This is a genomic window from Luteibacter sp. UNCMF366Tsu5.1 (genome assembly GCF_900119235.1).
Taxonomy (GTDB): Bacteria; Pseudomonadota; Gammaproteobacteria; order Xanthomonadales; family Rhodanobacteraceae; genus Luteibacter; species Luteibacter flocculans.
In genome coordinates this window covers 114,439-131,498 of the sequence record NZ_FPIS01000004.1, presented here as the reverse complement: position 1 = coordinate 131,498, position 17,060 = coordinate 114,439, and the positions used below count along the sequence as shown (strand labels likewise).

Below are 17,060 nucleotides of genomic sequence, written 5' to 3'. Positions count from 1 at the left end.
CACCTCCGCCTGATCGCGCCGGATTCCCTTCGGTCAATCCTCGACCTCTTTGTCCTCACACGGTCCTTGGCCGCTATAGCGGTCCTTGCGCGGGGATAGCCAGACGTCAGGCCCGCACCAGCGCGGGTTCGGCGCCCGACGCGGCTGCGCGAAGGCTTTCCCTGTAACGACGGCTGCATGGCAGGACGGTACCGTCTGCCATGTGCAGGCGTGCATCGCCTGCGTCGAGCGGTTCGATCGACGTGACGTGACCGAGCTGCACCAGGTAGCTGCGGTGGGCTCGCACAAACACCGTGGGATCGAGCTTGGTCTCCAGTGCCGCCAGCGTGGTGCGCAGCGGGTAATCGCGACCTCGCACCCGAAGGTTCACGTAATTGCCTGCCGCTTGGGCCCATTCGATGTCCGCTGTCGCGACGAGGAAGTCGCGGCCGAGCTTGCGGACGAGGAATCGTTCGGGACGTTCCACCGACTCGACTGCCGGACCTTCATCGGGCGCGTCGAGGAGACTCGCCTCCCCCTGGGTGCGACGGCCGAACCACTCGACCGTGTGGCAGACGGCGACGATGAGGAAGAAGGTCCGTACATCCTTCAGGTACTCGTAGACCCCTTGCACGGCCCACGACCCCGGCTCGTAGTGCGAACCCCACACGCCGTAGAAGAACCAGCGAAGCAGATCCATGCCGACGATGTGGACGATGGACCAGGCCACGCTGCCAAGCACATAGAGCGGTAGGCGTCGGCGCCAGGTATCGGCATGGAGCGGCCAACGGTCGCAGGCACGGAGGAGAAGCGGCAGCATCAGTAGCGAGATGAAGATGCTGGTGAATTCGTTGGTAGCGATCTGCCACGTGGGGTAGACCTGGCCGTTGCGCGCTACGTCGATCCGGGTGGTCAGCGTATTGCCCACGGCGGCGGCGACGAAGGTGAACACCCAGAAGGCGATCATCACGATGCGGCGGCGACGACGGGCCCGGTCGAGTTCGAGGCCAGGGGGTGTGGGCGAGGGATCCATGGCGGAGATCATAGCGTCGCGGGTGGCGATCCTTGTCCCGGTTCATCCCATCCCGCCCACCATTCGTCCCCAAAAGCCGCTCAACTGCCCCCTGGCGCTGGCCCCAGGCCTTGTCCGAAGCCGATGCTGGCTTAGGTTCAACACAAGGACGCCTCGCCATGATCCGCACCCGCCGCCACGACATCGACGCGCTTCGCGTGCTCGCCTTCGCTCTCCTCATCCTCTATCACACGGGCATGGCCTACGTCGGGGACTGGGACTTCCACATCAAAAGTGCCTACACAGCCGACTGGCTGCAGTGGCCGATGATCTTCGTGAATCGCTGGCGTATGTGCCTGCTGTTCCTGATCTCGGGCGCGGCGATCGCCCTGGCCGCCCCCGAAGGCCGTCTGCTCCGCTTCGCTCGCGAGCGGACCTGGCGGCTGATACTGCCGCTCATCTTCGGCATGTTCGTGGTGGTGCCCATCCAGCCGTACTGCGAAGGCGTCGCGAGCGGCCACCTCACCCCCGGCTTTTTCCATTTCCTTCTTAGCTATTGGCACGTGCATCCGTGGCCGAAAGACAGCTTCACCGGCTGGCAGTACGGCATCACCTGGAACCACCTCTGGTATCTGCCCTACCTGTGGACCTACACGCTCGGCCTCGTCGTGCTGATGCCGCTCCTGGGTCATGGCCGAGTACGTGCCGCGGTCGCCGCCTTCTGCCGGGCACCGGTCTGGCTGCTGGTCGGGGCGCCTACGGCACTGCTGATCTTCTACATCCTGTACCTCGCGCCGATGTTCCCGGGTACCAATGCCTATGTCGGCGACTGGTACCAGCACGCGAAGTACGCCTCGATCTTCCTCGGCGGTTACCTGTTGGCCCGCGAGGCCGGGTTTTGGTCACGTGTCGCGGCGCTGCGTCGGGTGACCCTCGGTATCGCGCTGGCATCGATCGCGCTCTACCTCGGGCTTCGGCTGACCGGCCAACTGGTCGCCAGCGACTCGTGGGTGTACCGCGTGCCGGAGCAATGCTGGGCCGTGCTCTCACAGGCCGCGCAGTCGCTGTACCTCTGGTCCGCGCTGCTCGCGATCCTGGGCTGGGGCAAGGTGGTTCTCGACCGTCCGTTCTCGTGGCTGCCGTATTGCACGGAGGCGGTGTATCCCTGGTACATGTTGCACCAGAGCCTGATCATCCTGTTGGTGTTCTGGCTGAAGCCGATGGCGCTCGGCCCCTGGCTGGAGCCTGCGCTCGTGCTGGGCGGGACCATCGCCGGTTGCTACGTGCTGCACGAGTTCGTGATCCGACGCGTCGGGTTCATCCGGCCGTTGTTCGGATTGAAAGCGGTGCGGAAGATCGAAACCGGCGACGATGCGGTAAAGGCGTTGCGCCTATCGCGCGCTCCTGCAGGTGAGCGTGGGTGACGTCGCGTGCGAAACACCACGATGCCTGTTGGAGTCCGCGCACGTAGGCGATGCAACACGCGATGCCCTTCACACACCTCGCGACGTCCTGCTACGCATCGCATGGTTTCACCGAAACGGGACGGGGCGTCAGTGACGACGGGGACTACCTCGTGCTGTCGTTCGGTGCCAACGACGGCACCATGATGCCATGGCTATGCCCGTCACTCGCTGACCAGTGCAACGGCATTCCGTAGCGCGGTACGCCTACCAATACGTGAACCCCGTACCCCGGTCGATGTGGCCACGTGCAGAGCCCTTGAGGTCGTGGAGATCATTGCCCCCTTTTTCGGTTCGATGGAAGTGCGTCGGCAGTGCTCCATGGGCGTGCGGGGTGGCTGCCCGACGTTCGCTGCGGTAGGTGGCGTAGCTCAGCAGTTCGTGCGGCATGCTCCATTCGGCGAAACCACTCTGCGCGTCGACATATAACGGCGGCGCGGCCGGCAACGGAGGCCCAGTATGAACGCGTCCGAGCGAGGCGCTGCTGTTCTGTTGACTGCTTGCCTGCCGCTCCACCCCTTGCCCCTGCGCAAGACCGACATCGCCCATCGCTGCCATGACGCACGTCGTGAGGGCCAGGATCGTTGCGCTCATGCACGCCAGGACGTTGCCTCGGGCTCGTGCGCGCAGGCGTGACCGGCGCACGAAGTAGCGCTGCTTTCGTGTCAACGATGATTCGCTTGTACACAGCGCAACCGCGTCCGCGAGCAGGGGGCCGTGCGGCAGAAGGTCTTCATCGCGCCGACCGCCGCGATACCACCGGTCGGCGAAGACCGCGATCCGCGCGCGGGTGCGCAGGAAGTCGTGGTGCGCGTCCATCCACTGGGCACAGCGCGGCCAATGCGACAGCAGCGGTGGATGGACCAAGCCGACGCAGTGGCCTTCGTCAGTGTCGAAACGTACCAGCAGGCGTTCTTCCACCAGGCGAAGGGCCAGCCGCCGCTCGTCGCTATCGAGCGATGCCCAGCGTGCGTGCGCCAGTTGCGCATCGTCGCCATCGACCGTCACCGTGGCGAGCTGTTTGAGTAACCGTAAGAAGGTCGCTTGTTCTGACTCGTTCAGACCTGAGACCACCTGTTCGGCGTGTCGGGTGACGATGCCATCGACGCCACCGAGGGTTCGATAGCTGGGAAAGTCCAGCGCACTCGTCGTGTCGGGATGGTCGGCCAACGTCGCCAGCGTGAGCTGAAGCACCGGCAGGGGCCACGGATGCCTCCGCAGTGCGCCGATCAACTCATCGTCCAGTCGCCATCCCGTTGCCGGCTCTTGTTCGAAAGGAAGTCCGGCAACCTCGGCCGGCACGCGAATCATTTGAGCCAATTCCCACTCGCGCGGCGGATGCACGGTCATCGCGGCATCGGGCAGACCGGCCCACCTCGCCCGTTCGAGCACGCGGCGGCGACCCTCGCTGCGGCTGATCCCGATCACGACAATGCGCCCATTTTCCGTGAGTCGAGCGATGGCTTCGAACAGAGTTCTTGCCACATCGCGGCGAGCCCCCGGCGTTACGAGTTCTTCGAGGTTGTCGATGACCAGGACAAAGACGTCGTCTTGGATGTCGCCCGCGCGCCAGGCAATGCGACGCGCGATCTGCGCGGTGTCGCGGACCAACGCCCGTCGCAGTTCGCGGCGTTCCGTCGGTGGGAACAGGGGGTCGCCACCGGATTGCCAGCGCGATATCGCGTCGGCCAATCGATGGCGCAGCGTCGATGCAGGACCTCGGGCATCGAGCGTCGCCCAATCCAGCGCTTGCAGGCCGCGTCGACCGCCCTCGCGTAACAGCACCGGCAACACGCCGGCATGCACGAGTGATGACTTCCCGCTACCGCTGGGTCCGTCCACCAGCAGAAACGATGGGCCTTTGGTGCGGGTTTGCGCGAGCACGCGAAGCGCTCGCTCCGTTGCGCCGGAACGCCCAACAAACACGCTGGCGTCTTCCCGTCCGAAGGCACGCAGGCCGGGGTAGGGTGAACCGCCACGCCAGGGCCGTATACCCGGTGCCTGCGGAACCGCGGACCCACCCAGCGTGACCGGCGCGACGAGACGATAGCCGCGCTTGCGTACTGTGGCGAGGTAGCGGGGCGACCGTGCATCGTCACCCAGTGCCTTGCGCAGCAGGGCGATCGCTTTGTGCACGGGGTTATCCCCGTAGAACGCACCGGCCCAACACCGATCGAGTAAGGCTTCGACGCTGACGACGTCGCCGGGATGCTCCGCCAGACACTCGAGGACGTCCAGCAACTTGGGTTCCAGCGGCGTTCGTTCGCCCTGCCGTTCGATGAATCCGAGGGCCGGCCGGACCGTCCAGTCGCCGAGCGTAAAAAAGGGAACGTGCTTCGTACGCGTTTTCATCTCGCGAGCACGATCGCTATCGATCGGCTCCAAGTTCCTGACTTACCTGGAAAACTTCAAACCGTAAGGTTTCCGGAAGGACGTTTGCGCGTCTGCCCGACGAGGCTTCACGTCTCTTCCAACGGGACTTTCCACATGCCAGACCCATCATCGAAGGCCGGCTTGTCCGGTCGCATTCTGTCACACCCTCCAGGCGAGCCGGCCACCGGCGCTCTTCCCGCGGGCTCCGGTCCGGGAGGGCGGTTGCGGGTCGTCCTGGCCGACGACCACGCCATCGTCCGCGAGGGCGTTGCAGCCCTGCTGCGTCCGCATGCCGCGATCGTAGCCAGCACAGCGAACGTCGAGGAAGGCGTTCGGGCGATCCTGCGCGAGGACCCGGACCTCGTCGTGTTCGACAACGTCATGTGCGGGCTGAACGGTATCGAGGTCGTTCGACGCGTTGCAGCCCGGCGACCGCGCACGCGTCTGCTGTGCCTTTCCTCTCGAGATGACGCGCCGTCGGTACAGGCGGCGTTCGACGCCGGTGTCCATGGCTACCTGACCAAGCGCGGATCGTTCGCTCATCTCGTCCAGGCCATCGATCGCGTCTTTCGGTGCGGTTGCTACGTTCCTCACGAGATGGCCCACGTGCTGGTGCAGGGCTTCCGCACACGCCACGGTCTGCCGCCATCCGATGGGCAGACGCTCACCGCACGCGAACGCGAAGTGGTCCGACTGTACGCCGAAGGTCTGATAACCCGCGAGATCGCAGACACGCTCCACGTGAGCATGAAGACGGTCGGCACGCATCGCGAACATGCGATGGAGAAGCTTGGCCTAAGAGGCATCGCACAGCTCACGCGCTATGCGATCCGCGAAGGCCTCATCTCGGTGGATGACTGACCGAACGCCACTCGGCTGTCCCTACCAAGGCAAATCAGCCGCGGTCCGATATCCGCGAAAGCGTGCTTTCCGGATAGTGATGCCACGGCAACGCAACCCACAAGACAGAGAATAACCATGGCCGACTTCCACCGATTCGCACCCATCCTCTTCAAGCACGAAGGTGGTTACGTGGACGATCCGCTCGATCCGGGCGGCGCGACCCACCGAGGCATTACGCTCGCCACATTCGCCAGCTGCGCACGTGAATTGCTCGGTATCACGCCGACGCTTCAGGCGCTGCGCGGGCTGACTGAAATGCAGGCGGCGACGATCTACAAGGCGTTGTACTGGGATGCCGTGCGTGGCGATGAGATGCCCTCACAGGCCATTGCGAACATGGTCTGCGACTTTCAGGTGAACGCCGGTGCCGCGTCATCGCGTCTTCTTCAGCGCGTTCTGAACCAAATGGGCACACAGCCGCGCCTGCGGGTCGATGGTGTCATCGGCAAACTTACCATCGCAGCATTGCGCAAGGCCGACCTCTTGCAGGTCCAGCTGAACTTCCAGCAGGGGCGGCGCGACTACTACCGCAACCTGGTACAGCTTCGCCCGTCGCTGGGGCGATTCCTCAAAGGCTGGCTACGTCGCGTGGAATCGTTCGATCCCGCGCCGACGCCGTCAAGGGAAGGCTGACCGATGCCGACGCAGACTCCGCTGCCGGGTCTCATCGAAGCCATGGCGGGTGCAGTGATCGATGCACAGGATCGCATCGAGAAACGCCAGCTCGCGAACCTTGGCGATTACTTCGACGACGACAATCGCCCCAAGAGCATCGTCATGCGCATGCCATCGATGCAGCCGGGAGCCACGGAGAGCGACGAGGATCTCTACCGCGCGCCACTGCTTCCCCTTGTATCGAGCAACTTTCTGCGCATCAAGGATGTGGAAATCAGTTTCGACGCCGACCTTGGCAGCCTTGTGCACGGTGCAGAGGAAACGGCATCCGAGGATGCACCCAACAAGGGAAAGCGGGGTTGGCGACGTGGCGGCGAGCCCACGAAGACACCCCAGGTTCAAGTCGATACCACGATCAAGGCGGGTCGCAGCAAGGCCGGATCGGTGCACGTCGTGCTCCGCGTGGAAGGTTCCGAACCGACCGAGGGTGCCGCCCGGCTCATGAACCACCTGACGCAGACGCAAGGTGTGTTCCGCACGTTCAGGTACGAGGAGTAACGCGTGCCGAACCGTGCCGTGCATGGTGCGCGGCACGTCGTTAGTCAATGCAAAGGAGTGACACCATGACCGAACTGGTCAATATGGCCCAGCAGTTCCAGGGTCTGCCGATGGGCGATCTGATTGGCGCCCCGCTGGGAGCCGCATGCGACGCACAGGTGAAGCTGGCCCAGGCGACGGCTGATTTCATCAAGACCGTGGGCTTCATCCCCAAGGATGACGGCACGCAGGAAACGCGCACCGCTGCGTTCAAGTTCAATCGTCCGGTCATCAACGCGGACGGTACCACCGGTGAAGAAGAAGTCTCGATGGAGGTGCCGTTGTTGGCGATCGTCAAGGTGCCGAACCTTGGTGTGACCACGGTGGACATCACCTTCGACATGGAAGTGAAGTCGTCATTCGCCCAGAACGAATCCAAGGATTCCAAGCTGGATTTCGACGTGACGACGGGCCTGAAGGTCGGTCCGTTCTCCATGAATGCCCGCGTCGCGGGTTCCGTGGCGTCGCACATGGAAAACACGCGAAGCTCGGATAACTCGGCCAAGTACAACATCAATGTCAGGGCCGAGGACAAGGGTATGCCTGAAGGTCTGGCACGCGTGATGGACATCATGCAGACCGCGTGCGAGCCCCGCGTCAAGCCGTTGCCCGCGCCGACGCCGGCACCGGCGCCGTAATCGACCGTTCCTGACGCTCCACGGTCGCATTCAGCGACCTCGTTTGTCCCCCTCCCCAAGCCGTGTGCGACACGGCGGTCATGGCGCCCTCGTGGCGCCATGACCAGAGCATGGAATAACGATGTTCGATCTCTCCGATGTCAAATACGTCAAACGCATCGTCGTCGGCAGCAACAATCCGAGTCAGATGAGCACCGAGGAGCAGGTAGAGGAAGCGAAAGAGCTATTGAATCGCTGCCTTACCGGTTCACCCAAGGGAACCATCGTCGGCCTGGAGAAGAGCTTCACGATCGTGCGTATCGGCGAGCACCAGGTAGTGTTGCAGTGGATCTGCTACCACGTCGGGTTTCCGCGCAAACCCGCCTGGCTCGGCGACGCCTGATGGCCAGCTACTGGCTGAGCGACGTCATGCGTTCGCTGGTTCGCTCGCTTTGCGATGCCGAGCGTGGACTGCGTGCCGGGCACATGGCTTACGGCGTGACAACGGCATCCATGCCGCGGGTGGCCGAGCTGTCCGTCGAATTCACCTGTTGTATCGACTATCGCTGGAACCCGAAACGCCAATGTGAGGATGCGCGCCTGCGACTGGGACGCCGCGGCATCTTCTGGTTCCGGCGACCATTGCATCGTGTTCGTATCGTCTGCCGTCATGACGATGACTGGCAGCCCATCCTGCACATTGACGGTTCCCATGCACGACCGCGCATCACCGACGCTTGGGCTGGCGCCCATTCCCCCACCGAAACGGATGCACTTTCAACTTTCCCCATCAAGGAGTGACACCATGTCGGCAATCTCGAAAATCTCCTCCCTTCTCATGGCAACGTTCCTCGTTGCGACCAGTTGCGTGGCTGCGGCGTCGTCGTTGACCATCGATGGGCAATGGTCGGGCGTCATGCGCACCGAAGACGGCAAGCGCACACGTGTGCAGACGAAGATTGGTGCGCAAGCCATCTCGCTTCACTTTGGCGAACCCGCCAACTGCAGCATTGACGGATTGCTGCTCGACGTCGAGCAGTCGACGACCGTCTATCGATTCAAGGTGCCCCAGAACGGGGGCGCTTTCTGCGCCCGACTCTATCCTGGTGAAGTCATGATCACGCCCGACTCTTCCGATATGGTGCGGATGTCGTTCACCCGGTCGGCGGTGCCTTGGTCGGCTCTTCTACATCGAGCGATCGAGCCGTGAGGGGTACGGCCATGAGCATGGAAGGCATTGAAAACCTGTGGCTGCTCATGGCAGCCATCGGCGGGGCGATCATCCCCGTGGCGATCTACACGGGCAGTTCGCAGAAGCGGGCCATCGTTCGCGTGGTATGCAGCACCTTGCTTGCGGTATTCCTCGCCCCCGCGATCAAAAAGCATTACATGCCGGAGGCCGATCTGGACCTGCAGGCCGCGGTGTCGTTTCTCGTCGGGGCCTTTGGTCTGAAGGTGACCATCCTTGTGCAGAGGATCCTCGACGGTTATGCCGAAGCCGCGGCGAACCGATTGTTGGGGACCATTTTCAAGGGAGTGCGCAAATGATCGTCGGATTGCTATTCGTGAACCTGATCGCGTGTTGTGTCATGGCCGCCAGCGCCGTGTGGTTGGTAACGGATAGGGCGCGGGGGCGTTGGCCACGCATATGCCTCGCGCTCATCCTGTGCGGCGCGATGGTGAATGTCGTTGCCTTGTGGTCGGCATTCACCAGCTTTCACCCGTCCCATCCGGTGACCTGGCCGCCTGAGGCGATGCTCAATCTTGGGTCGGCCGTGCTGCTGCTGCGCTGGGCCGTGAAGAGCTTTCGCCAGCGCCCCGCGGCGCCCGATCCCGCTGCCTGACGAGGCGCAGCCGGTACTGCCATCGGCCGTGCGGCATACATATGTGCGTATTCGGCATGGCCGACAATTCCTTCGGGGCAGATGCGTGAAAGTGGCCGCACCGGCCAAAGACCGGTGCAGAACTGGCGCAACGTGCGTTCAGACTGCCTTATTCACCTTGAGGACTCACCATCATGCGTACCTACGTCCGTCCATTACTCGCCTCGTTCGTCACGCTCTCGCTGTGCGTCGGCGCGGCGCAGGCACAAAGTGCGTTGTCCGGCCTCGGCCAGGCCTGGCCCAATGCCACCGACGTCAGCAGCAGCCCGAACTATCACGTCTACGTCTTCCAGCGCGGCGGCACCCGATATATCCAGGTCAACGATGCCAATGGCAACGTGCGTGGCGCGTTCGCGCGCACGACCTATTCGCTGGTCGGCCTGCCCGTCGGTGTGGATGCGTCACGATTGGCTACCCCGGATGAACCGATGCCGGCATCGGCCAGCACGTCGGGTGAAACGGTCTACCAGGACAACTCGGTCAAAGTGTTCGTCTCGCCTCAGCCGGATGGCACGATGCAACTGAGAGCCGTGGGCGGCGATTGCACGAACCCGGTGGAATGCACGACGCGCGCCCAGTAGGCCCCCGCGGGCGGAAAGCCGCTGGAGGGAGACAGGCAGGGGTTTTCCCTCAGCGGTGCTGGGCGCCCGCAGGTGCTTCCGCCAACGCGCGCTTCGACATCCGACGCGCGACGCGAACGCCGAACAGCAGCGAAGTGGACAGCACAAATGCCAGCACCGTCTGCGCCTGGATCATGGCGGGATCCTGCAGTCGGAACGATGTGGAGGCCATGCCGATGCTGGCGAGCATGCCGCCGAGCGCACTGCCATGCCAACCGTGTCGCCAGGTCAGCGCCAATACGGGTGCAGCCATGGCGATACGTGTAGCCTGCAATGCGCCGCCGTCGACCTGCGAAGCCACGCCCAGCAGCAAGGCGAGGATCGGCACGGCGATGAAAAGCGTGTCGCGGGTCAGCGGACTGCGCCACCATGCCTGCCACGTGACCCTCTTGCGCCCCATCGCGAGTGCGCGTTCGCGCAGCGCCATGATCGTCGGGGTGATGGTGAGCGCACCCAGGTAAGCACCCAGCAGCCAGGCCAGGAAGATCGGCGCGGTGGCGGAGGGCGCTGCCGAACCGTCAGCCATGACTACCGTGGACAGCACCAGGGAGTTGTCGAGCGTGGTGACGAGTGCGCATGCAAGCGTGGCGAACATCAGCATCGCCATGTTGATCTGCCCGTCTGGCCGACGCAGTGACGACCGTGCACGCAGCAATCCTACGATGGGCATGCAAAAGATCATGGGAGGAATCGATGCGAGCACGGCCCACGTGATGCCGAATTGGCGCGCATGCAGGGCGGCCATCTCGGCGATCGGCAGCGCTTCACCCACGGCCAACGCGGGCCAGAAACGCTTGGGCACCAGAAAGAGGCAGGCGAGGCGCAGGCCTGCCGTGAGCGTCCAGTGGGAGAAGGAGAAATACCGCGTCAGCTCGTAGCAGGCGGCGTAGGCGCCCGCGACGGCAACGTAGCGCCCCCAAGCTAACGGATCCCTGTTTAGTCTCCCCACGTTCGCGCCCCCACGTCTCATGCGTCCTGACACATTAGGCCGACGATGACGAGGCACTTCATCCGCCGACCGACCATGGTCCTGCAACCCGGAATACGTCGCCGGACTCATGACCGCGCAGGTAGTTTGAAGGTATAGCGGCCCTTCTGCTATCGAATGGAGAGCGTTTTGATCGATTTGCCGAATAAGGGCCCGGTTTTTAAGGGCGCCTACCAACGCAGTGCGCGGGGGCCCACGGCGGCGCCGATGGCGGCGGGAATCAGCATGCCCAGCAGGTACCAGGTCGACCAGAACGGCGGCGCCATTTCAGGGCAGTGCAGGCAATAGGCCACGGTGCCCGTCGCGCCGGCCAGCAAGCCCACGGCGGCACCGGCGAGACGCGGGCGTACTGGGGCCATGCCGCGTACGGCCCATAGCATGGCGATCAAGGCCGGCATGGCGAGCGTGGCGATAAGGATGGGACAGACACGCCACGTATGACCCAGGATCAAGGGCAACTGCGCCTCCGGCGCGGCATGCGCCAGCACCCAGCCCATGGCCAGCCAGCCGACAGCTACTGGCGCGGCGAGTACCGCCCAGGCGCCGCCCACGCGCACGCCGGGCCGGGCCAGCCGCGCGGTGACCCAGAGCGCGGCGGCGGCGATCGTGGCGGCGTATCCCAGGCGGAACCAGAACGTGGGCACGCGCACGGCGTCGGCGATATCCGGGCGCACGCCCAGCAGCAGCACCATCAATAGCAGCGCGGCGCCAAAACCTGCGATCCAGGCCAGCGCGAAGCGGCGTGCCGGGGCGTGCCGATCCACGGGCGGGGCCTGGGTGGCAAGAAGAGCAACGAGGTCGTCGGTCTTCATGAGCGCCCCCGGATGCGCGCTGCCAGCGCCTTGAGGCCACGATGCACGCCGACCTTCACGGCGGATTCGGACATGCCGCTGCGCAGGGCGGCCTCGGCGACCGAGAGGCCCTCGAGCTTCACGAGTTGGATGGGCAGGCGATGGCGGTCGGGAAGGGCGTCGAGCAGCACGCCGACGTCTCGCCGCGCATCCGCGGGCTCGACGTCGGAGGCCACGAACAGGCCGCCGTCATCCTCGAACGGTTCGTGCAGCGCTTCACGGCGCGAATGGGCGCGGAAGAAATCCATCAGCTTGTAGCGTGCGATCGCGTGTACCCACGCAGTCAAGGGCTGTTCCGGTCGATACGTGTGGCGGGCATTGTGCACGGCCAGCAAGGTCTCCTGCAGGATGTCTTCCACATCGGCCTGCGCGCGGGGCAGGCGTCGACGAAGGTAAGCGCGCAAGTGGCCCGAGAGGCCGTCGAGAAAACGGCGATAGCGAGCCGCATCGCCATTCAGCCCGTCGACGAAGCAGGCGCGCAGATCGGTCTCCGTCGCCGACATGGCCCGCTCCCTGCGCTCGTCCGCGGTATCCGCGGTCATCTGCCGGGTGTCTGTCGACACGTGTCGGGCCGTGCGGGGAGTGACATCGCAATCACCTCGATGGATAGGAGCACGGCGCGGCGGACAGACCGGTACGGCGGGGGGCCATGTCGACACGCGTGAATTCATGCTTCGTCATTCGCGCGCGGCGGGTCTCAGGTTACAGCGCGCGCGAAAAAAAGTTTGAGGTGTAACCCGTGGCATCGCTGCGGCGAACTGATGGCTAACCGGACACTGTCCGTTACCCGAAGGAGCCACCGTATGAACCGTCACGCCGCCTCGCTTGCCCTCACCCTCGCCGCCCTCGTGGCCGGCGTCGCCCATGCCGACAATCAGGACGCGAAGAAGCCCGCCGTCGAAAAGTGCTGGGGCGTCGCCAAGGCCGGACAGAACGATTGCGCCGCGGGCCCCGGCACGACCTGCGCGGGCACCGCCAAGGCCGACTACCAGAAGAACGCGTGGAAGAACGTCCCGGCCGGCACCTGCACATCAATCGTCACGCCGAACGGTCACGGCTCGCTTACCAAGGTCGGCTGAGCCCTCATGTCGCCGCTGTCCGCCGGTCTCGGCTTCAAACCGCAGCATGTTCGCGACGCGCTGGATGCCAGCCTGCCGGGCCTGTGGTTCGAGGTGCATCCTGAGAATTACCTTGCGGACGGCGGACCGGCCCCCGCCATGCTGGATGCGTTGTCGGAGCGACACCCCGTGTCCCTGCACGGAGTGTCGCTCTCGCTGGCGGGGGCGTCGCCGCCGGATGCTGAACACCTGCGGCGGCTACGCCAGCTGATCGATCGTGTCCAACCGGCCCTGGTGTCGGAACACCTGGCCTGGTCGGCATGGGGCGGCACGTACCTCCCCGACCTGCTTCCTTTTCCGCGCACCCATGACGCGCTCGCTCACGTCGTAGATAACCTGGCACGCAGCCAGGACGCGCTCGGTCGGCGGATATCGATCGAGAACCCGTCGCATTACCTTGCGATCGACGGGCATGCGTGGAGCGAAACGGATTTTCTTGCCGAACTGGTTCGGCGCACGGGATGCGGTTTGCTTCTCGACGTCAACAACGTCCATGTCAGCGCGCATAACCTCGGCACGAGTGCGCGTGCCTATCTCGATGCCTTTCCCTTGCAAGCCGTCACGGAAGTGCATCTGGCGGGACATGGCGTCGATGCGTCGCTCGACGGCGGTCTGCTGGTCGATTCGCACGACGCAGCGGTCGCCGAGCCCGTGTGGGAGCTATATCGGTATGTTCTACAACGCATGGGGCCTGTGCCCACGCTGATCGAACGCGACGGCAACGTACCGGCATTCGACGAACTGATGAGCGAATGTCTGCGCGCGAACGACATGCTGTCAGCGCAGGAGAAGGCGGCATGACCACCCTCGCGCATTTTCAGCGTGCCTTCGTCGAGGCGCTTCACGCCGAGCTGACCGACTTCGCACCCGCCATGCATCCGGCCTTCGCGATCTACCGCAACACGGTGATGCGTGCCTGCCTCGATGCGCTGGAGGCCAACTTCCCCGCCGTGGTGTGCCTGGTCGGGCACGACTGGTTTCGTGCAGCGGCGGCGCTTCACGTCGACAAAGCGCCGCCATGCGATGCACGGCTCGCACTTTACGGCGAGGGCTTTCCCAACTTTCTCGCACACTTCGAGCCGGCTGCCGTTCTCCCGTATCTCGTGGATATCGCCCGGCTGGATCGGCTCTGCTCGGAAAGCAGGGATGCGGCCGATGCAGCCCTGCTGAATCTCGATCGCCTGGCCGAGCTGTCGCCGGACGTGTTGGTGAGCCAGCGCCTGAATCTCCATCCCGCCACACGGTGGATCGATTCCGCGGTGCCTGTGCGCACGATCTGGGAAGCCAGTCGGCGTGGTGTGCCGGTCGGATCCGACCTTCACTGGCAGCCGGAGCAAGCCATCGTGGTGCGTGTGGCCGGCCATGTGCATGTCGTGCCGGGCGACAGCGCCTCCCTCGCCATCCTCGATGCCGTCGCCAGCGGCGCGACGCTGGGCGAAGCGACGATGGCGGCCAACTCGGCTCATCCGGGCGCTCGCCTTGATCTCATTCTCCCCGGACTCCTGCGGTCCGGTGCCTTTGCTCATTCCCAAGGGAGCCAACCATGCTGACCGTCACCCCTGCCGCTACGGCACCCATCCTTCGCGGTCGCTGGAACGCGCTTGCCGAACGAATCGAGTGGCTGATCGGACACGACCTGCTCGCCCTGACCGCACGCCTTTCCATCGCGGCCATCTTCTTCCAGTCCGGTCGCACGAAGGTCGAAGGGTTTCTTACGATCACCGAAGGCACGTATGAGCTGTTCCGCACGGAGTACCGACTGCCGCTGGTGCCGCCGGAGATCGCCGCGCATCTGTCGGCGGGTGTGGAAACCTTCGTGCCGATACTGCTCGTGCTTGGGCTCGCCACGCGGTTGTCTGCCCTTGTCCTGTTGGGCATGACGACGATCATCGAGATTTTCGTGTATCCGGACGCCTGGCCGACGCATCTGTCCTGGGCGGCGATCCTGCTGTACCTCATGGGGCGCGGCGCCGGGCGTGTCTCGTTGGACCGCGTCCTGGACCTCCGCTGAAAAAAAACGTATGCCGCTGTAACCTCCGCGACTACGGCAGCGAATTCGTCCATGCCATCCCGGCATCCATCCCGTCCTGGAGAACGACCATGCAAACCGCTACCCATAGCATCGCCGCTGCCGCCGCCGTTTTCGCCGTTTCGGTCGCTGCGATTTCCGCCCCGGCACAAGCCGCCGAGCAGGGCGCCGGCAAGACGGTGCATTGTTACGGCATCAACAGCTGCAAGGGCACGTCCGACTGTAAATCCGGCAACCACCAGTGCAAGGGCATGAATGATTGCAAGGGCCAGGGCTTCAAGGCCGTGTCCATGCAGGAATGCACCGCTCAGGGCGGCAGCACGACCCCGCCGGCCAAGTAAGTACCGCGGCCCGGTCGCCGGTGGCGGTCGGGTCTCTCCTCTGGAGCGCCGCATGTCCCATCCCTCGCCAACACCTTTGTCTGGATTCGGGCTGGGCTTGCGCGTGCCGCACTACGCCGAGTTCATCGAAACGCAGCAGCCGGTGGATTTCGTCGAGGCGATCTCGGAAAACTTCATGGTCGAGGGTGGCCGCCCGCTGGACGTGCTGACCCGTGTTCGCGAGCGCTATCCCGTCGCGCTGCATGGCGTGTCGATGAATATCGGTTCCGCCGATCGCGTGAATGCCGATTACCTGCGTCGCTTGCGTCGCCTCGCCGATCGCATCGAGCCGATCTGGGTGTCGGATCACCTGAGCTGGACCGGCATCGATGGTTTCAATTCGCACGATCTGCTGCCGCTACCGTATACGCGCCAGGCGCTGGATATCGTGGCGAGCAACGTGCATGCCGCACAGGATGCACTGGGTCGTCCGTTGCTGCTGGAAAATCCCTCGACCTATCTGCATTTTGCGGATGGCATGGGGGAGGCCGCCTTCATCGGCGAGCTGTGTACGCGTACCGGCTGCTATCTCCTGCTCGATGTGAACAACATTTATGTGAGCGCGACCAATCACGGCCTCGATCCGGACGACTGGCTTCGTTGGCTGCCGTTGGATCGCGTACGCCAGATCCACCTCGCGGGCCACAGTCAGGGACGCGACATGCTTGTCGATACCCATGATGCGCCCGTGCCCGATCCGGTATGGGCGTTGTATGCGCGCTTCGTCGAGCGTCTTGGCGACGTGGCCGTGATGATCGAGCGCGACGATCACATCCCGCCGCTGCATGAGCTGCTGGATGAGCTTGCGCATGCGCGAGCGATCACCACTGACGTTCGTCGCGCCGCATGAATCTCGGCGACTGGCAGAAGGCGTTCGCCGCAGCCCTGGCAAAGGGAGACGCGCCGGCCGCGGTCGACGTACGTGGGATGGCTGTCCACGTAAACAACTACCGGTCGCAACTGGTGGCGTGCCTGCGCGATACCTATGCGAAGACGGTGCTGTGGCTTGGCGACGATGCTTTCGACGCTCACGCCGCGCGCTATGTCGAACGACATCCGCCCTCGTCGTGGACGCTGGACGCCTATGGCGAAGCGTTCGTTGCCTGGCTGGAGGATGCCTATCCGGCCGACATCGAAGTGGGCGAGCTGGCCTGGCTCGACTGGCACCTGCGCCAAGCCTTCTCCGGTCCGGATGCGGAGGCCATGCCGGTCCGCGACCTCGCGGCCGACGATTGGGATTGCGTCGAGATCGAATTCGTACCGACCCTGCGTTTCCGTACCACGCAAAGCAATGCCGTGGCGATCTGGCGAGCCCTGGCCGACGCGTTGCCGCCGCCTCCGGTAGCCATCGTCGAAGGTGGGGTAGGTGCGCGCGTGTGGCGGCATGGCTTGTCGCCGCAGTTCGCGAGCATGACCTCGGACGAGGCGACATGTCTCGACCTTGCGCTGGCCGGCGCCAGTTTCGGCGAGATCTGCACCTTCCTCATGCAGTTCCATCCCGAGGACCAGGTAGCGCGTATCGCCGGCGGGTGCCTGGGCGCGTGGACGGCCGAAGGCATGGTGCGCAGCCTGCGCCACTGACCGCAGGACGGTCGACATGCGGTCGGCGCGCTCGCGCATCGCTACACTGTC

Annotated in this window: 24 protein-coding genes; 19 read left to right on the top strand and 5 right to left on the bottom strand. The window is 64.4% G+C overall.

Translation table 11 applies throughout. The features are described from left to right. Positions 1-106 precede the first annotated feature (106 nt). A complete protein-coding gene (locus BT115_RS16905) occupies positions 107-946 on the bottom strand; it encodes a LytTR family DNA-binding domain-containing protein (protein WP_083527565.1) in 840 nt (279 codons plus the stop codon). Between the two features lie 224 nt (positions 947-1,170). Here BT115_RS16905 and BT115_RS16900 point away from each other — a divergent pair, with 224 nt between their 5' ends. Together BT115_RS16900 and BT115_RS18695 are read left to right on the top strand one after the other, a co-directional pair. Then, complete coding sequence (locus BT115_RS16900) at positions 1,171-2,415, top strand: acyltransferase family protein (protein ID WP_072323814.1); 1,245 nt, start codon at positions 1,171-1,173, stop codon at positions 2,413-2,415. A gap of 62 nt (positions 2,416-2,477) precedes the next feature. Further along, complete coding sequence (locus BT115_RS18695) at positions 2,478-2,651, top strand: hypothetical protein (protein ID WP_177257441.1); 174 nt, start codon at positions 2,478-2,480, stop codon at positions 2,649-2,651. 10 nt (positions 2,652-2,661) lie between these two features. Here BT115_RS18695 and BT115_RS16890 read toward each other — a convergent pair whose 3' ends face one another. Then, a complete protein-coding gene (locus BT115_RS16890; RefSeq protein WP_143144614.1) occupies positions 2,662-4,806 on the bottom strand; it encodes an nSTAND1 domain-containing NTPase in 2,145 nt (714 codons plus the stop codon). 135 nt (positions 4,807-4,941) lie between these two features. Between BT115_RS16890 and BT115_RS18310 the strand changes: the two genes are divergently transcribed. From BT115_RS18310 to BT115_RS16840, 10 genes are all read left to right on the top strand, one after another. Then, complete coding sequence (locus BT115_RS18310) at positions 4,942-5,688, top strand: response regulator transcription factor (protein ID WP_177257440.1); 747 nt, start codon at positions 4,942-4,944, stop codon at positions 5,686-5,688. A 117-nt stretch (positions 5,689-5,805) separates the two neighbouring features. Next, positions 5,806-6,363, top strand: coding sequence for a glycoside hydrolase family 108 protein (locus BT115_RS16880; protein ID WP_072323810.1), 558 nt, complete (start codon positions 5,806-5,808; stop codon positions 6,361-6,363). A gap of 3 nt (positions 6,364-6,366) precedes the next feature. Then, positions 6,367-6,903 carry a DUF2589 domain-containing protein gene (locus tag BT115_RS16875; RefSeq protein WP_072323809.1) on the top strand — a complete coding sequence of 179 codons (537 nt, stop codon included), beginning with the start codon at positions 6,367-6,369 and terminating at the stop codon, positions 6,901-6,903. Positions 6,904-6,968: 65 nt separating this feature from the next. Further along, the gene (locus BT115_RS16870) at positions 6,969-7,580 is read left to right on the top strand and encodes a DUF2589 domain-containing protein (RefSeq protein WP_072323808.1); all 612 of its coding nucleotides are present in this window, start codon (positions 6,969-6,971) and stop codon (positions 7,578-7,580) included. Between the two features lie 121 nt (positions 7,581-7,701). After that, positions 7,702-7,962, top strand: coding sequence for a hypothetical protein (locus BT115_RS16865; RefSeq protein ID WP_072323807.1), 261 nt, complete (start codon positions 7,702-7,704; stop codon positions 7,960-7,962). Continuing rightward, entirely contained in the window at positions 7,962-8,360 is a 399-nt protein-coding gene (locus tag BT115_RS16860) for a hypothetical protein (protein WP_072323806.1), read from the top strand. The genes BT115_RS16865 and BT115_RS16860 overlap by 1 nt, the downstream gene beginning before the upstream one ends. Before the next feature lie 4 nt (positions 8,361-8,364). Beyond that, entirely contained in the window at positions 8,365-8,769 is a 405-nt protein-coding gene (locus tag BT115_RS16855; RefSeq protein ID WP_072323805.1) for a hypothetical protein, read from the top strand. An 11-nt stretch (positions 8,770-8,780) separates the two neighbouring features. Then, complete coding sequence (locus BT115_RS16850) at positions 8,781-9,107, top strand: hypothetical protein (protein WP_072323804.1); 327 nt, start codon at positions 8,781-8,783, stop codon at positions 9,105-9,107. Next, entirely contained in the window at positions 9,104-9,403 is a 300-nt protein-coding gene (locus tag BT115_RS16845) for a hypothetical protein (protein ID WP_072323803.1), read from the top strand. The genes BT115_RS16850 and BT115_RS16845 overlap by 4 nt, the downstream gene beginning before the upstream one ends. Before the next feature lie 173 nt (positions 9,404-9,576). After that, positions 9,577-10,023, top strand: a complete 447-nt coding sequence (locus BT115_RS16840) for a hypothetical protein (RefSeq protein WP_072323802.1) — start codon at positions 9,577-9,579, stop codon at positions 10,021-10,023. Between the two features lie 49 nt (positions 10,024-10,072). Here BT115_RS16840 and BT115_RS16835 read toward each other — a convergent pair whose 3' ends face one another. From BT115_RS16835 to BT115_RS16825, 3 genes are all read right to left on the bottom strand, one after another. Beyond that, positions 10,073-11,011, bottom strand: coding sequence for an MASE1 domain-containing protein (locus tag BT115_RS16835; protein ID WP_177257439.1), 939 nt, complete (start codon positions 11,009-11,011; stop codon positions 10,073-10,075). Between the two features lie 209 nt (positions 11,012-11,220). Continuing rightward, positions 11,221-11,862: a DUF1109 domain-containing protein gene (locus tag BT115_RS16830; protein ID WP_072323800.1), complete on the bottom strand. Its 642-nt coding sequence runs from the start codon at positions 11,860-11,862 to the stop codon at positions 11,221-11,223. Beyond that, positions 11,859-12,464 (bottom strand): sigma-70 family RNA polymerase sigma factor, encoded by a 606-nt coding sequence (locus tag BT115_RS16825; RefSeq protein ID WP_218184779.1) that lies wholly within the window; start codon positions 12,462-12,464, stop codon positions 11,859-11,861. The genes BT115_RS16830 and BT115_RS16825 overlap by 4 nt, the downstream gene beginning before the upstream one ends. 240 nt (positions 12,465-12,704) lie before the next feature. Here BT115_RS16825 and BT115_RS16820 point away from each other — a divergent pair, with 240 nt between their 5' ends. The 7 genes from BT115_RS16820 (at position 12,705) to BT115_RS16790 (ending at position 17,009) form a co-directional block, all read left to right on the top strand. Beyond that, entirely contained in the window at positions 12,705-12,980 is a 276-nt protein-coding gene (locus BT115_RS16820) for a BufA1 family periplasmic bufferin-type metallophore (protein ID WP_072323798.1), read from the top strand. 6 nt (positions 12,981-12,986) lie between these two features. Beyond that, positions 12,987-13,820, top strand: coding sequence for an MNIO family bufferin maturase (locus BT115_RS16815; protein ID WP_072323797.1), 834 nt, complete (start codon positions 12,987-12,989; stop codon positions 13,818-13,820). Beyond that, complete coding sequence (locus tag BT115_RS16810) at positions 13,817-14,569, top strand: HvfC/BufC N-terminal domain-containing protein (RefSeq protein WP_072323796.1); 753 nt, start codon at positions 13,817-13,819, stop codon at positions 14,567-14,569. Before BT115_RS16815 ends, BT115_RS16810 begins: the two co-directional genes overlap by 4 nt. Further along, positions 14,563-15,030, top strand: coding sequence for a DoxX family protein (locus BT115_RS16805; protein ID WP_072323795.1), 468 nt, complete (start codon positions 14,563-14,565; stop codon positions 15,028-15,030). Before BT115_RS16810 ends, BT115_RS16805 begins: the two co-directional genes overlap by 7 nt. Before the next feature lie 89 nt (positions 15,031-15,119). After that, on the top strand, positions 15,120-15,389 hold the full coding sequence (locus tag BT115_RS16800; RefSeq protein ID WP_072323794.1) for a BufA2 family periplasmic bufferin-type metallophore: 270 nt from the start codon (positions 15,120-15,122) through the stop codon (positions 15,387-15,389). Between the two features lie 52 nt (positions 15,390-15,441). Further along, on the top strand, positions 15,442-16,278 hold the full coding sequence (locus BT115_RS16795) for an MNIO family bufferin maturase (protein ID WP_072323793.1): 837 nt from the start codon (positions 15,442-15,444) through the stop codon (positions 16,276-16,278). After that, positions 16,275-17,009, top strand: coding sequence for an HvfC/BufC N-terminal domain-containing protein (locus BT115_RS16790; protein ID WP_072323792.1), 735 nt, complete (start codon positions 16,275-16,277; stop codon positions 17,007-17,009). The genes BT115_RS16795 and BT115_RS16790 overlap by 4 nt, the downstream gene beginning before the upstream one ends. Positions 17,010-17,060 lie beyond the last annotated feature (51 nt).